We start from the raw sequence: 14799 nt of genomic DNA, 5'->3' as shown, positions 1-14799 counted from the left end.
GTGTTTCCCCTCGCGGCGCATGCCGCTTCAATAGTCTTCCCCGTCGCGCTCGCGAGTCAAAATCTTTCCGCCGGCTATGCGGGCCACGAGTTCCGGCAGATCCGCGATCTCCGCGGAATTCCGGCGGCTGGCCTCCGGTACATCCTGGCTGCCCTTCGGCATGACGGCGGACTTGAAACCCAGCTTTTCGGCCTCTTTCAGACGTTGCGCGGCATGCGCGACCGGCCTGATCGCACCCGACAGGCTGACTTCGCCGAAATAGACGCAATCGGTCGGCAGGGCAAGCCCGGCAAGCGAGGACACGAGTGCGGCGGAAACCGCGACGTCGGCGGCGGGTTCCGAGATGCGGTATCCGCCGGCCACGTTTAGATAGACGTCGTGCTGGCCGAGGCGAACGCCGCAATGAGCCTCCAGCACGGCGATGATCATGGAAAGGCGTGCCGAATCCCAGCCGACCACGGCGCGCCGCGGCGTGCCGAGAGAGGAGGGGGCGACGAGCGCCTGAATCTCGACCAGTACCGGCCGCGTACCTTCCATGCCGGCGAAAACCGCCGCGCCCGGCGCGCTCTCGTTGCGCTCGCCGAGAAACAGTTCCGACGGATTGGCGACCTCGCGCAGCCCGTCGGAGGTCATCTCGAAGACGCCGATTTCGTCGGTCGGTCCGAAACGGTTCTTCACCGTCCGCAGGATCCGGTAGTGATGGCCGCCTTCGCCCTCGAAATAGAGCACGCCGTCCACCATGTGCTCGACCACGCGCGGTCCTGCGATCTGGCCTTCCTTGGTGACGTGGCCGACCAGTATGACGGCCGCGCCGGTGGACTTGGCGTAGCGGATCATGGCCTGCGAGGCCGAGCGCACCTGTGTCACGGTGCCGGGCGCGGACTCTGCTGCGTCGGTCCACAGTGTTTGCACGGAGTCGAGAATGACCAGGTCAGGCCTGCGCTCCTGTGCCAGTGTCGCGAGAATGTCCTCGACATTGGTCTCGGCTGCCAGTTTCACGTCGGTGTCGGCGGCGCCGAGCCGCTGTGCGCGCAATCTCACCTGGGCGACAGCTTCTTCGCCGGAAACGTAGATGATCCGGTGGCCCCGGCGCGCCAGCGCGGCGGCGGCCTGCATCAGCAGGGTCGACTTGCCAATTCCCGGATCGCCGCCGACCAGCAGCGCCGATCCCCGCACGATCCCGCCGCCCGTCACCCGGTCGAGTTCGGAAATGCCCGAAAGAATTCGTGGCGCGTCCTCGATTTCCCCGGACAATGTGGTGAGCGTGACCGCGCGCCCCTTGCGCTGTGGTTGCTTGCCAGGGCCGCCGCCGATCCCGCCGGTCGGGTCTTCTTCGATGATGGTGTTCCATTCGCCGCAGGCATCGCACCGCCCGCCCCATCGTGCATGCACCGTGCCGCAGTTCTGGCAGACGAATTGTACGCGGGCCTTTGCCAATTGTCAGTTCTCGTCGGCGTTCATGTAGCGTCGCTCATAGCGGTCGCCGAGGCTGGTGAGAAGCTCGTAGCCTATGGTCCCCGCAGCTCTGGCCGCCTCATCCAAAGGAATATTCGGCCCTATCAACTCGATCCAGCCATTCTCGAGCGCGTCCTGCGGCACGTCGGTCACGTCGAACAGTGTCAGGTCCATCGTGATGCGGCCGATCAGCGGCACGCGTCGTCCGCCGATGAAACCGTATTGGCCTTCCGGCAGCACCGATCGTATCGGCACGCCGACCCGCGATCCGGAGCGCGGGTATCCGTCGGCATAGCCGACCGAGACGACGGCTATGCGCGTGTCGCGCGTGAGCGTCTGCGCTGCGCCATAGGAGACGGTTTCTCCCTTCGAGGCCTGGCGAACCTGGACGATGCGCGCGTCGAGAGAGATCACGGGTCGCATGGGCGTGCTGCCGTCCGCTGCGGCGCTGCCGCCGTACAGTGCTATTCCCGGTCGGGTCAGGTCGAACAGGTAGTCACGTCCGAGGAAAATGCCTGCGGAATTGGCAAGGCTTGAATCGACGTCCGAGAAAGCCTCGGCAACCCGTTGAAATGATTCGCGTTGTCTCTCGTTCATCGGGTGCCCGGGCTCGTCCCCGCAGGCGAGATGGCTCATGATGAGGACAAGTGAGACCATGTGCTCGGCCATGTTCCGCTGGCGAAAGGCAAGCGCCTCCTCGACCGTCAGGCCGAGCCGGTTCATGCCGGTGTCGACGCCGATGGCGCAGGGACGGTGAAGGCCGCGTCGGCTGCAATGGCGTGACCACAATTCGATTTCGCCGAGACTGCTGAGGACCGGGATCAGGTTGGCCTCGATGAAGGTGGCTGCCGACATTTCGTGGACGCCGTTGAGAACGAAGATGTCCGCTCTCGGCGCAGCCTTGCGCAGCGCGATGCCTTCCTCTGGAAGCGCGACGAAGAAGGTGTCGCATCCCTCGTTCAGCAAGGCGGGAACCACCTGCGCGATGCCGAGTCCGTAGGCATCGGCCTTGACGACCGCCGCGCAATTCGCAGGTCGGGAACGGTCGGCCAGATCGCGCCAGTTCGCGGCCAGCGCGGTGAGGTCGATCGTCAGGCGTCCGCCAGCGAGCCGTGGGTCCGCGCCGGTCTGTACGAGTTTCATCGGTATGTCCGCCCGGGCCGTCGGCTTACTCGAACCGTTCCGGCAAACGGTCGTCGAAGGCGAGGTCGGAGAAGCGGGTGTACTCGGCGTGGAAGGCAAGCGGCACCGTTCCGGTGGGGCCGTGGCGCTGCTTCGCGATGATGACCTCGGCCTTGCCCATCGCTTCGGCCATCTCGCCTTCCCACGCGATGTATTCCTCGGTGCCCGGCTTCGGCTCCTTGTTCTTCAGATAGTACTCCTCGCGATAGACGAACAGCACCACGTCGGCGTCCTGCTCGATGGAACCGGATTCGCGAAGGTCGGACAGCTGCGGCCGCTTGTCATCGCGGCTTTCGACCTGGCGGGAAAGCTGCGACAGGGCGATGATCGGGACGTTGAGTTCCTTCGCCAGCGCCTTGAGGCCGGTCGTGATCTCCGTGATTTCCTGCACGCGGTTCTGCGAGGCCTTCGCCGAAGAGCCCGTCATCAGCTGCACGTAGTCGATCACCATGACATCGAGCCCGCGTTGACGCTTCAGGCGCCGCGCGCGTGCCGCAAGCTGTGCGATCGAGATGCCGCCCGTCTGGTCGATGAAGAGCGGGATCTTCTGCATCATGTTGGAGCAGGCGACCAGTTTTTCGAAATCGGCCTCGGTGATTTCGCCGCGACGGATTTTCGAGGATGAGATTTCCGTCTGCTCGGAAATGATACGCGTGGCGAGCTGTTCAGCCGACATTTCCAGCGAATAGAAGCCGACGACACCGCCGTCGACGGCCTTGATGGAACCGTCCGACTGTTGCTCGCCCTTGAATGCATTCGCGATGTTGAAGGCGATGTTCGTGGCAAGCGACGTCTTGCCCATGCCCGGACGGCCGGCAAGGATGATCAGGTCGGAGGGCTGGAGCCCGCCCATGCGCAGGTCGAGCGAATGGATGCCGGTAGAAATGCCGGACAGGTGGCCTTCGCGCTGGAACGCGGCATTGGCCATGTCGATGGCCGTCCGGACTGCGTCCGTAAAGGGCTGGAATCCGCCGTCGTACCGTCCGGTCTCCGCCAGTTCGAATAGCCGGCGCTCGGCATCCTCGATCTGGTGTTGAGGACTCATTTCGACCGGAGCGTCATAGGCGATGTTGACCATGTCCTCGCCGATGCCGATCAGGGAGCGCCGCGTCGCGAGGTCGTAGATCGCGCGGCCGTAGTCCTCGGCGTTGATGATGGTCACGGCCTCGGCGGCCAGGCGCGCGAGATACTGCGCGACCGTGATTTCGCCGACCTTCTCGTCGGCGGGCAGAAACGTCTTGATCGTGACCGGGTTGGAGATCTTGCCCATGCGGATCTGGTCGGCGGCAACCGCATAGATCTGCCGGTGCAACGGCTCGTAGAAGTGCTCCGGTTTCAGAAAGTCCGAAACCCGGTAGAAGGCGTCGTTGTTGACGAGAATGGCACCCAGAAGCGCCTGCTCTGCCTCGATGTTGTTCGGCGCTTCGCGGTATAGTTCGTTTCCCTGATTGCCGTCATCGAATTTGAGGGCTGCGTCAGCCATTGGTGTCTCCTGCGTGCGGCTCACCTATACCCCCCGGCGGACGTGGCAACAGCCCCGAATTGAACGAATAGCCAACTCGGGGCCTTTCACGCCCGTGATTCACAGCCGGTGCATAATTCCGCGAAAATTTTTTTTCTGCTTGACCTTTTAGATGATTCGCGGGCCGCTTGGCGATCAGCTTACGGCCTTCATCTTGCCGCGTCTCTGCGTGCCGGCACGGTCGAGATCGGTGATGTAGTCGCGGGTTCTCGGGACCGACAGCTTGTCGCGGGCAAGCTGCAGCTGGAACACCACCATGTCCTGGTATCGGAACGCCGCTTCCGATGCCGCGAGGTAGAACTCCCACATCCGGGCAAAGCGCTCGTCATAGAGGGCGACGGCTTCGTCGCGGCGCGCCATGAACCGTTCGCGCCAGTGTTTCAGCGTTTCAGCATAGTGGTCGGTGAGCACTTCCACGTCGGTGACATGCAGGCCGCTTGTTTCCACGGAGCGCATGATTTCGGAAAGGGCCGGGATGTACCCGCCGGGGAAGATGTACTTGCGGATGAAGGGCGAGGTGGCATCCGGTGGTCCCGTGCGCCCGATGGTGTGCAGCACCATCACGCCTTCGTCCTCGAGCAGCGAATAGGCCTTGTCGAAGAATTCGCCGTAGTGATTGACCCCGACATGTTCGAACATGCCGACCGAGACGATGCGGTCGAACCGGCCGTTCACGTCGCGGTAGTCGATGAGATCGAAGTTCACGCGTTCGCCAAGCTTCTCGGCTTCCGCCCGTTCCCGCGACAGTGCCAGCTGCTCGTCGGACAGGGTCACGCCCCGGACACGTGCCCCGTAGTCGCGGGCGAGCGTCAGCCCGAGACCGCCCCAGCCGGACCCAATGTCGAGCACCCGCATTCCCTCGTCCAGCAGCAGCTTGGCGGCTATGTGGCGCTTCTTCGCGATCTGCGCCTGTTCGAGCGTCAGGTCCGGTTTGGGAAAGTAGCCGCAGGAATACTGGCGGTCGGCGTCGAGGAACAGGTCGTACAGGCGGCGCGAGAGGTCGTAGTGATGCTTGACGTTCGTGCGCGAGCGCCATTTCGGGTTGAACTGGTGCAACCGGCGCATCAGGTAGCGCAGCTTGTCCGTCGGCAGGATCGGATGAAGTTCCTGGCCGGGCGCCGATGTCTTGCCCGAATAGATCACCTTCAGGAACGTTGCCGGGTCGCCTTCGACAAAGGTGAGTTCGCCGTCCATGTACGCTTCCGGCACACCGGGGTCCGGCGCGACGACTATTCGCCAGAGGGCCGTCCAGCTGTTGATGCTCACGTGAACGGTCTCGCCGTTCCCGTCACCGTAGCTGCGGGTCTCCTTGTTCGGACAGGTGATGGTGAGGGTCCCGCGAAGGTCCAACCTGTCCAGGAACCGGTTCAGTAACTCCAGGATCGCTGCCAGCATCGTCTTCGTCCGATTTTGGCAACTATTGGAGGGGATTTCTGCCCCGCGAGTCAAGACGGCCCCGGTCGCCAGGACCGGGGCCGCACCTGAATGCCGGCATTCGGCTTCCTGATCGCGATCAGGAAGCGTCTTCCTCTTCGCCGTTGCCTTCTTCCGCCGCATCCTCGGCGGTCGAGGCGTCTTCCTCGAAGAGGTCTTCGGATTCCTCGAAGGTCTGGAGCTGGGCATCCTCGTCGATGCCATAGATGGCTTCTGCCGAAGTCAGGTCTTCGCCTGCGGCCTGGCGTTCCGCCTCGTCGGTCGAGCGCGCGACGTTCAGGACAACCTTGGTTTCGACTTCGGGGTGAAGGACGATTTCGACCTCATGCAGGCCGATGGCCTTGATCGGGTTCTTCAGGTCGACCTGGTTGCGCGAGACCTCGAAGCCCTCGGTGGTGAGGATTTCGGCGATGTCGCGGGTCGACACGGAGCCGTAGAGCTGACCGGTTTCGCCGGCCGAACGCACGACGATGAAGGTCTTGCCGTTAAGGCCCTCGGCGACCTTTTCCGCCGCCGACTTGCGTTCGGCGTTGCGAGCCTCGATCTCGGCGCGTTCGGCCTCGAAGCGGGCACGGTTGGCGTCGTTGGCGCGCAGCGCCCGGCCGGTCGGCAGCAGGTAGTTGCGGGCAAAGCCGTCCTTCACGGTCACTTCGTCGCCGATCTGTCCGAGCTTGGCGATGCGCTCAAGTAGTATGACTTGCATTTGCTGGTTCCTTTCAGTCCGTAAGTCGTGGGGATTGTGGTGATGCGTTGAGCGGCGTCAGCGGAACGTGCCGTCCCGTGCTGAACAGCCCGACGATGAAGAAGAACAGTGCCGGCAGGCCGATCACGACGACGCTGAAATAGACCAGGAAGAGGATGATCGGACGTGCGGGATTGTTCCGCAACCGGGAATGGATGACGGCGAATCCGGCAACGAGAAAGCCTGCGGCGAGCGCGCCGGCGAAGCTGCTGCCGACATAGCCGGCGGGTCCGGGCATGAAGCTGACGAGAATGGCGATCGCCAGGCCCGCTATCGCGATGCGGGGCATCCGCAGGCCGAGCCGCCAGTCATCCTTCGGGCGCCTGACGAGGCCGGATTTTCTTGCAATGGCCAGCGTTATGTAGACCGAGAGGGTCAGCGACAGCATCCACATGAAGGACTGGGCTGGCGGGACCCATGTTTCCAGGAATGTGCGGAGGCTCTCCCGGCCTTCCGGGCTGAAGGCGATCTCGGGATTGGTCAGGTAAAACCGGGCAATGATCTCGTCCGCGAGCTGGGCGGCGACGGCCGGGCCGAAACCCACGATGATGCCGACCACGCTGTAGGCGACCCCGGTGAAAAGGGCGAGCGCGAACAGGACGTCGGCAAGCGGATACCAGGCCAGCGCATCCCGTGGACCGCCGATCTCTTCCGCCGGGCGGGCGAGGTTGAGCCAGTAGCCGCTGGCGCATGCGGGGGCGGCGATGGAGAGTGCGACGGGGACCGCGACCAGTCCGGCGGAAAAGGCGAGCGTGCCGGCAATCGCGACGAAGGTGCCGACCAGTGCCGCCTTCAACCCGAAGCCGAGGCTGACCAGCATCAGCGGGACGGGCGAGAGGAAGAACAGGATGACGGAAAGCGCGGAGCCGCTGATCAGGCCGAGACACAACAATGTTGTCGCCGCGCCTGCGAGCACGCCGATGCCAATGGTTTGTGGTGTCAGTTGAGATTGCATATTGAAGCGCTGTCCTGCCGGTTCAAGCAGTTAGAGGCGATACGGTAGTCGCCCCAACTCGGGATTTCATTGTTGCAGCCGCGCCCGACGCGGTTGCGGAAAACCGGCCGGGGAGACCCCGGCCGGGAAGGATCACTTCACCACGTAGGGGAGCAGGCCCAGGAAACGGGCGCGCTTGATGGCCTTGGCCAGCTCGCGCTGCTTCTTCTGGCTGACCGCCGTGATGCGGGACGGAACGATCTTGCCGCGCTCGGAAATGTAGCGCTGCAGCAGACGCACGTCCTTGTAGTCGATCTTCGGCGCATTGGCGCCCGAGAACGGGCAGGTCTTGCGGCGGCGATGGAAAGGACGGCGAGTCGGGATCTGATTGATATCAACCATTACTGGGCTCCCTGCTCACGTTCGGGGCGTTCTTCGCGGTCACGGCGCGGCGGACGGTCGTCGCGATCGCCACGACGCGGCCGGTCGTCGCGATCGTTGCGCCGCATCATTGCCGACGGCCCTTCTTCCAGCTCGTCGACGCGGATCGTCATGTAGCGCAGGATATCCTCGTGGATGCGCATCTGGCGCTCCATTTCCTGCACGGCATTGGCCGGTGCGTCGATGTTCATCAACGCGAAATGCGCCTTGCGGTTCTTCTTGATGCGGTACTGGAGCGACTTCAGGCCCCAGTTCTCCACCTTTTCCACCTTGCCGCCATGCTCCTCAAGGATGCCCTTGAAGTGTTCAACAAGCTCGTCGGCCTGCTGGGACGAGATGTCCTGGCGTGCAAGGAACACGTGCTCGTAATAAGCCATGGTTTCTTGCCTTTCGATTCTCTTCCATCCACCGGTTAGCGGCTAAGCCTCTGCGACTGTCCCGGACCTCGTGGACGAGGGAGAGAAAGGCGCTTCGAACTTGACGGGTCGAGAGCGGAGACACCGGAGGCGCAAGCCTTGTGGCCTGGCTATGGCAAACAGCCATCCTCCGTTCAGCCCCCAGCTGACCGGCAGATGGCGCGCTTATACAGGTTTTGATGCAAAGGGCAAGGCCCGTTTCAGCCGAAAAGGGCGCACATGTAAGCGCCATAGCAGACCAGCAGGCCCAGTGCGATCGGCCGGCCGATCGTCCGCCCGGCAACCAGGATTACCGCGAAAACGAGGCTGGCGCCCAGCATGACGGGGACGTCGAATCGGGCGAAGTTCTCTGCCACGCCGACGGGCGTGACGACGGCCGTGATGCCGAGGATGCCGAGAATGTTGAAGATGTTGGAACCGACGACATTGCCTATCGCGATATCCGATTGCCGGCGGAAGGCGGCAACCAGCGATGTTGCCAGCTCCGGCAGGCTTGTGCCGACGGCAACGATCGTCAGGCCGATCACCGCTTCCGTGATGCCGAATGCGCGCGCCATTCCGGCCGCGCCGCGGATCATGGCTTCGGCGCCGAGGAAGAGGACGGCCAGGCCGGCGACAAGATAGATAGCCGTCCAGATGCTTGAAATGTCCGGGGTCTCTTCGAGTTCGCCCGTGTCGCCCGCCTTTTTGCCTGCGATGTATGAAACGGCGAGATAGGTAGCGAGAAATGTTACCATGAGAAGCCCGCTGGGACGGCCGATCTGTGCGAACTGGACCAGGGTCAGCGCCACCAGTGCCACGCAGACCATGACGACGGCGTCGCGTTTGACCGCGTTATCCCATTGCGTCATCGGGGACACGAGAGCGGACAGACCGATGATGAGCAGGATGTTGGCGGTGTTCGATCCGACAACGTTGCCCAGGGCGATGTCGGCCTGGTCGGCCAGCGCCGCGCGCAGGGAAACGAGCAGCTCCGGCATGGATGTGCCGAAGCCGACGACGGTCAGGGAGATGATCAGCGTCGGCAGCCCCAGGCGAGCCGCAAGTGCGACCGCGCCGCGTACGAGCCATTCGCCGCCGGCAAAAAGCGCGAGAAGTCCCACGGCGACAAGTGCGATATCGATCAGCATGGTTGCCCCGGTACATCGTTTCGCCGGATCCGGTCCGGCGCGGATCGCCATAACAAGGATTTTCCGGCGTAAGTAAAGCGTGACGCGCGGGAAGATATGGCCGAAGGGATCGAGGGGCCTGTCAGGCCCGTTACGAAGTTCGCCTCCGGCCATTCGGACGAAGGTGCGGTTAGCCGGCGGCGCGTCCCGCGGCCCGGCCCGAGAAGATGCAGCCGCCGAGGAACGTGCCTTCCAGTGCGTTGTAGCCGTGATAACCGCCCCCGCCGAAACCGGCGGCCTCGCCTGCGGCATAGAGGCCGTCGATCGGCTGGCCGTCGGCTCCCAGCGCCTGGGAATCGAGATTCGTGTGCAGCCCGCCCAGCGTCTTTCGGGTGATGATGTGCAGCCTCACCGCGATCAGCGGACCATTGGCCGGGTCGAGGAACTTGTGGGGCTTGGCCGTTCGGACCAGCTTGTCGCCGAGATAGGCGCGCGCGCCGTGTATCGCCGTCACCTGCGCGTCCTTTGAGTAGGGATTGTCGATTTGTGCGTCGCGCGCCTCGATTTGCGCGCGGATATGCGCCGGGTCGAGCAGCTTCTCGCCGGCAAGGGCGTTCATGGCGGCCACCAGCTCATCCAGTGTGTCTCGAACGATGAAATCCTCGCCGTGCCGCTTGAAAGCCTCGACCGCGTCGGTGGCGCCCTTGCCGAGTCGCTGTTTCAACACCTCCTTCCACTTGCCCGACGTGAAGTCGGGATTCTGTTCGGAGCCCGACAGCGCGAATTCCTTCTCGATGACCTTTTGCGTCAGGATGAACCAGGAGTGGTCGTGTCCCGTGCCGCGCAGGTATCTCAGCGTCGACAGCGTGTCGAAGCCCGGCAGGCAGGGGGGCGGCAGCCGGTTGCCTTTGGCGTCGAACCACATGGAGGAGGGGCCGGGCAGGATGCGGATGCCGTGTTCCGGCCAGATGGGTGCCCAGTTCTTCACGCCTTCCGTGTAGTGCCACATGCGGTCCTCGTTGATCGTTGCCGCGCCCGCTTCGCGCGCGATGCCGATCATCTTGCCGTCCACGTGGAAGGGGACGCCCGAGATCATGTGCCCGGGCGGTGAGCCGAGCCGGTCACGGGGCCAGGCCTTGCGGACGAGTTCCAGGTTCCCGCCGATGCCGCCCGAGGTGACAATTATGTTTTCGGCCCGGAAGCTGAATTCGCCCGCAACGTCGCGATTGCTCCTCTCGCCGCGTGCGACGCTGGTTGGCGCGAGGATGTCGCCCGAGATGCCCGCTATCCTGCCCGCCTTCTTGTCTATGGCGGTAACGCGGTGCCGAAAGGCGAATCTGATGCGACCGGCTGCTTCGTGGGCGCGGACGCGGTCGATGAACGGTTTCAGCACGCCCGGCCCGGTCCCCCAGGTGATGTGGAACCGGGGAACCGAGTTTCCGTGTCCGGTTGCGAAGGCGCCGCCGCGCTCGGCCCAGCCGACGACCGGGAACCAGCGCATTCCCATGCCGGACAGCCAGGGACGCATTTCGCCCGCGGCGAAATCCAGATAGGCTTCGGCCCACTGCCTGGGCCAGTGATCCTCCTCCCGATCGAACTGCGCCGAGCCCATCCAGTCGATTCGGGCCAGTTCGAGGCTGTCCTTGATGCGCATGCGCCGCTGTTCCGGCGTGTCGACCATGAAAAGTCCGCCCAGCGACCAGAATGCCTGGCCTCCGAGAAACTGTTCGCCTTCCTGGTCGACGATCAGGGTTTTCTTGCCGCGATCGCCAAGCTCGGCTGCTGCGACGAGTCCTGCAAGGCCTCCGCCGACCACAATAACGTCATAACTGTCGTCCAAACGAGCCTCCCCTTTTCCTCTTGCCGACATGATACAGGGGAGGTGGTGCCATGCAATCGCGACGTCACGGAACGGCCCGGCGGGCTTGACAGCGCGGAAAGCATTGACCAAACGGGCGCGACTTTGAAAAGAGGCCGTTATGACGACAGCATTCACCTTTCCGGGGCAGGGCAGCCAGGTTGTTGGCATGGGCAGGGAACTCGCCGAGACTTTTGCCGAGGCCCGGGATGTCTTCGCGGAGGTCGACGAGGCGCTTGGGGAAAAGCTTTCCACAATTATGTGGGACGGTCCCGAGGAGGCGTTGACGCTCACCGCCAACGCGCAACCGGCGCTGATGGCGGTTTCTATGGCCGTGGTCCGTGTTCTGGAGGCTCAGGGCTACCGTCTTGCCGACGAGGTCTCCTACGTTGCGGGCCATTCGCTGGGTGAATATTCCGCCCATTGTGCAGCGGGGACATTCTCGCTTGCCGATACCGCGCGCCTTCTGCGCATTCGCGGCAATGCCATGCAGGCCGCTGTTCCGGTCGGCGAGGGGGCGATGGCAGCGATCATCGGTCTCGACCAGGCAGACGTGGAGGCGGTGTGCGACGCTGCCGCCGGCGAAAGCGGCGGTGTCTGCCAGATTGCCAACGACAATGGCGGCGGTCAGCTGGTGATCTCCGGCTCAAAGGCAGCCGTAGAGCGCGCCGCCGAGCTTGCCTCGGAAAAGGGGGCGAAGCGTGCGCTGATGCTTCCGGTGTCCGCGCCGTTCCATTCGGCCCTGATGGGCCCGGCGGCCGACGCGATGCGCGAGGCGCTGGCGGAGGTTGCGATCAACCGCCCCTCCGTGCCGGTTGTTGCCAATGTCACGGTGGCGCCGGTGACCGAGCCCGAAGACATCGCCGCCCGTCTCGTCGAGCAGGTTACCGGTCAGGTGCGTTGGCGGGAGACTGTCGCGTGGTTTGCGGACTCCGGCGTCACGCAACTCGTCGAGGCGGGAACCGGCAAGGTTCTGACCGGGCTTGCCCGCCGGATCGACAAGACACTGGCCGGCGTTGCCATCGGCGCGCCTGCCGATATAGAAGCGTTCCTTCAGGCGAACGCCTGACCTGTAACCGGAAGGACGACGACATGTTTGAACTGACCGGCCGCAAGGCACTGGTAACGGGTGCATCCGGCGGCATCGGCGAGGCGATTGCCCGCGTGCTGCATTCCCAGGGCGCCGTTGTGGGGCTGCATGGTACCCGCCGCGAGAAACTTGAGGCCTTGGCCGGCGATCTCGGCGAACGCGTTCATGTTTTCCCTGCCAATCTCGCGGATCGCGACGCCGTCAAGGCGCTGGGTGAGGAAGCCGAAGAAAAGCTCGAGGGTGTCGATATTCTGGTGAACAATGCCGGCATTACCAGGGACGGCCTTTTCGTCCGCATGTCGGACGATGACTGGGACAGCGTTCTCGAGATAAACCTGACGTCGGTGTTCAGGCTTACGCGTCAGCTTGCCCATCCGATGATGCGCCGCCGCTACGGCCGCATCGTCAACATTTCCTCCGTGGTGGGTGTTACCGGCAATCCCGGTCAGGCGAACTACTGCGCATCCAAGGCCGGAATGATCGGCTTCTCCAAGTCGCTTGCACAGGAAATCGCGTCGCGCAACGTGACCGTGAACTGCGTCGCGCCGGGCTTCATCGAAAGCGCGATGACGGACAAGCTCAACGACAAGCAGAAGGATGCGATCATGGGCGCCATTCCCATGAAGCGCATGGGTACCGGCGCCGAAGTCGCCGCTTCCGTGGCGTTTCTGGCCTCGGAGGAAGCCGCCTACGTCACGGGGCAGACGATTCACGTCAACGGCGGAATGGCAATGATCTAAAGGCGTTTTGGCGCCTTTCCGGGTGAACAAAGTTGTCCCAAAAGCATTCTTGCGACTTGATTAGCCCGAACCTTGAAGATAACCACAATCTGAAAACTCCAAAGTCGAGGGAAACCGACATGAGCGACATCGCAGAACGGGTCAAGAAGATCGTTGTTGAACATTTGGGCGTCGATGCCGAGAAGGTGAATGAAGGTGCAAGCTTCATTGACGACCTTGGCGCCGACAGCCTTGATACCGTCGAACTGGTGATGGCGTTCGAAGAGGAGTTCGGTGTCGAAATCCCCGACGATGCGGCCGAGACCATCCTGACAGTCGGCGACGCCGTGAAATTCATTGAAAAAGCCAACGCCTGATCGGCGCATTGGCACTAACACGCCGGCACCCGTGCCGGCGTTTTCAGGTGTAAGGGCATGACTTTGCGGCGCGTTGTCGTAACCGGCATCGGCATGGTTTCCCCTTTGGGGGCAAGTGCCGAGCATACTTGGAAGCGGATCCTCGCGGGCGAGAGCGGAGCGGGGCGCGTTACCGAATTCGATGTAAGTGATCTGCCGGCGCAGATCGCGTGCCGGATTCCGGTCGGCGACGGTTCCGAAGGCACGTTCAATCCGGACGACTGGATGGAGCCGAAGGAACAGCGCAAGGTCGATCCGTTCATCGTCTATTCCATTGCCGCTGCCGATCAGGCGCTGGAGGATGCCGGCTGGCATCCCGAAACGGACGAGGACCAGTGCACCACCGGCGTACTCGTCGGTTCGGGCATCGGCGGCATCGAGGGAATTGTCGAGGCTGGCTATACCTTGCGCGATCGCGGTCCGCGCCGCGTTTCGCCTTTCTTCATCCCGGGGCGCCTGATCAACCTGGCCAGCGGCCAGATTTCCATTCGCCACAAGCTGCGTGGTCCGAACCATGCCGTCGTGACGGCCTGCTCGACCGGTGCGCATGCCATTGGCGATGCGAGCAGACTGATTGCGCTCGGCGACGCCGACGTGATGGTGGCCGGCGGCACGGAGTCTCCGATCAGCCGCATCTCGCTTGCCGGTTTTGCCGCCTGCAAGGCCTTGTCGACCGCGCGAAACGACGATCCCAAGGCGGCATCGCGGCCATATGACCGCGACCGCGACGGCTTCGTCATGGGCGAGGGAGCGGGCGTTGTAGTGCTCGAGGAACTGGAGCATGCCAAGGCACGCGGCGCGAGGATCTATGCCGAGGTGATCGGTTATGGCCTGTCCGGCGACGCCTACCACATCACGGCGCCGTCCGAGGATGGCGAAGGTGCCGAACGCTGCATGAGGGCCGCACTGAAGCGCGCGGGCATAGAGGCATCTGATATCGACTACATCAATGCGCACGGCACTTCGACCATGGCCGACTCGATCGAACTGGCCGCCGTCGAGCGCGTGGTGGGCAATGCCGCGAGCAAGGTCTCGATGTCGTCGACCAAATCGTCCATCGGCCATCTGCTTGGTGCCGCCGGCGCGGTAGAGGCGATATTCTGTCTCCTCGCAATTCGCGACAATGTCGCGCCTCCCACGATCAATCTGGACAATCCGGATGTCGAGACCGCGATCGACCTTGTTCCGAACGTCAAGCGCGAACGCGAAATCGATATCGCGCTGTCGAATTCGTTCGGATTTGGCGGAACGAATGCATCGCTGGTCCTGCGCCGTTATCGTGCATGACCGGCATTGCAAGTTTCTGCCATAATGGTTGTTCTACGGTGACCGCCACCGGCTCGCGCTTCATGTTGCCGGACAGGGAACCGGCATTTGGCTGATCAGTCGGCCGCGCGGGGCCTCCGCGCCGGCAGACGTTGAAAATGGGGCCTCGATCGTGAGTACCGAACACCAATTTGGGCGTAGGCAGGCGTCGCCGG

At 63.4% G+C, this 14799-nt stretch carries 14 protein-coding genes; 4 read left to right on the top strand and 10 right to left on the bottom strand.

Features of this window, described 5'->3' with window-relative positions:
• Positions 1 to 27: 27 nt before the first annotated feature.
• The 10 genes from radA to HTY61_RS08165 form a co-directional block, all read right to left on the bottom strand.
• On the bottom strand, positions 28 to 1437 hold the full coding sequence (gene radA, locus HTY61_RS08210; protein ID WP_175276328.1) for a DNA repair protein RadA: 1410 nt from the start codon (positions 1435 to 1437) through the stop codon (positions 28 to 30).
• A gap of 3 nt (positions 1438 to 1440) precedes the next feature.
• The gene (gene alr / locus HTY61_RS08205; RefSeq protein WP_175276327.1) at positions 1441 to 2598 is read right to left on the bottom strand and encodes an alanine racemase; all 1158 of its coding nucleotides are present in this window, start codon (positions 2596 to 2598) and stop codon (positions 1441 to 1443) included.
• A gap of 25 nt (positions 2599 to 2623) precedes the next feature.
• The gene (locus tag HTY61_RS08200) at positions 2624 to 4120 is read right to left on the bottom strand and encodes a replicative DNA helicase (RefSeq protein ID WP_175276326.1); all 1497 of its coding nucleotides are present in this window, start codon (positions 4118 to 4120) and stop codon (positions 2624 to 2626) included.
• A gap of 174 nt (positions 4121 to 4294) precedes the next feature.
• Positions 4295 to 5554, bottom strand: a complete 1260-nt coding sequence (locus HTY61_RS08195) for an SAM-dependent methyltransferase (RefSeq protein WP_246272970.1) — start codon at positions 5552 to 5554, stop codon at positions 4295 to 4297.
• 118 nt (positions 5555 to 5672) lie between these two features.
• The gene (gene rplI, locus HTY61_RS08190; protein WP_175276325.1) at positions 5673 to 6296 is read right to left on the bottom strand and encodes a 50S ribosomal protein L9; all 624 of its coding nucleotides are present in this window, start codon (positions 6294 to 6296) and stop codon (positions 5673 to 5675) included.
• Between the two features lie 13 nt (positions 6297 to 6309).
• Positions 6310 to 7290: a DUF2232 domain-containing protein gene (locus HTY61_RS08185; protein ID WP_175276324.1), complete on the bottom strand. Its 981-nt coding sequence runs from the start codon at positions 7288 to 7290 to the stop codon at positions 6310 to 6312.
• A gap of 132 nt (positions 7291 to 7422) precedes the next feature.
• Positions 7423 to 7671: a 30S ribosomal protein S18 gene (gene rpsR / locus HTY61_RS08180; protein WP_019170551.1), complete on the bottom strand. Its 249-nt coding sequence runs from the start codon at positions 7669 to 7671 to the stop codon at positions 7423 to 7425.
• On the bottom strand, positions 7671 to 8087 hold the full coding sequence (rpsF, locus tag HTY61_RS08175; protein WP_175276323.1) for a 30S ribosomal protein S6: 417 nt from the start codon (positions 8085 to 8087) through the stop codon (positions 7671 to 7673). The genes rpsR and rpsF overlap by 1 nt, the downstream gene beginning before the upstream one ends.
• A gap of 239 nt (positions 8088 to 8326) precedes the next feature.
• The gene (locus tag HTY61_RS08170; protein ID WP_246272969.1) at positions 8327 to 9307 is read right to left on the bottom strand and encodes a calcium/sodium antiporter; all 981 of its coding nucleotides are present in this window, start codon (positions 9305 to 9307) and stop codon (positions 8327 to 8329) included.
• Positions 9308 to 9425: 118 nt separating this feature from the next.
• Positions 9426 to 11075, bottom strand: a complete 1650-nt coding sequence (locus tag HTY61_RS08165) for an FAD-binding dehydrogenase (RefSeq protein ID WP_197945381.1) — start codon at positions 11073 to 11075, stop codon at positions 9426 to 9428.
• Between the two features lie 139 nt (positions 11076 to 11214).
• On the opposite strand from HTY61_RS08165, the gene fabD reads away from it, so the two are divergent.
• The 4 genes from fabD to fabF all read left to right on the top strand — a co-directional run bounded on the left by fabD (position 11215) and on the right by fabF (position 14605).
• Positions 11215 to 12162 carry an ACP S-malonyltransferase gene (gene fabD, locus HTY61_RS08160; protein ID WP_175276321.1) on the top strand — a complete coding sequence of 316 codons (948 nt, stop codon included), beginning with the start codon at positions 11215 to 11217 and terminating at the stop codon, positions 12160 to 12162.
• 23 nt (positions 12163 to 12185) lie between these two features.
• Complete coding sequence (gene fabG / locus HTY61_RS08155; protein ID WP_175276320.1) at positions 12186 to 12923, top strand: 3-oxoacyl-[acyl-carrier-protein] reductase; 738 nt, start codon at positions 12186 to 12188, stop codon at positions 12921 to 12923.
• Between the two features lie 119 nt (positions 12924 to 13042).
• Positions 13043 to 13279: an acyl carrier protein gene (locus HTY61_RS08150; RefSeq protein ID WP_175276319.1), complete on the top strand. Its 237-nt coding sequence runs from the start codon at positions 13043 to 13045 to the stop codon at positions 13277 to 13279.
• Between the two features lie 63 nt (positions 13280 to 13342).
• Complete coding sequence (fabF, locus tag HTY61_RS08145) at positions 13343 to 14605, top strand: beta-ketoacyl-ACP synthase II (protein ID WP_175278475.1); 1263 nt, start codon at positions 13343 to 13345, stop codon at positions 14603 to 14605.
• Positions 14606 to 14799 lie beyond the last annotated feature (194 nt).

Source organism: Oricola thermophila, from assembly GCF_013358405.1.
Lineage (GTDB): Bacteria > Pseudomonadota > Alphaproteobacteria > Rhizobiales > Rhizobiaceae > Oricola > Oricola thermophila.
Note: the sequence above shows the minus strand (reverse complement) of the source record. Positions and strands in the feature narration are given on the sequence as shown.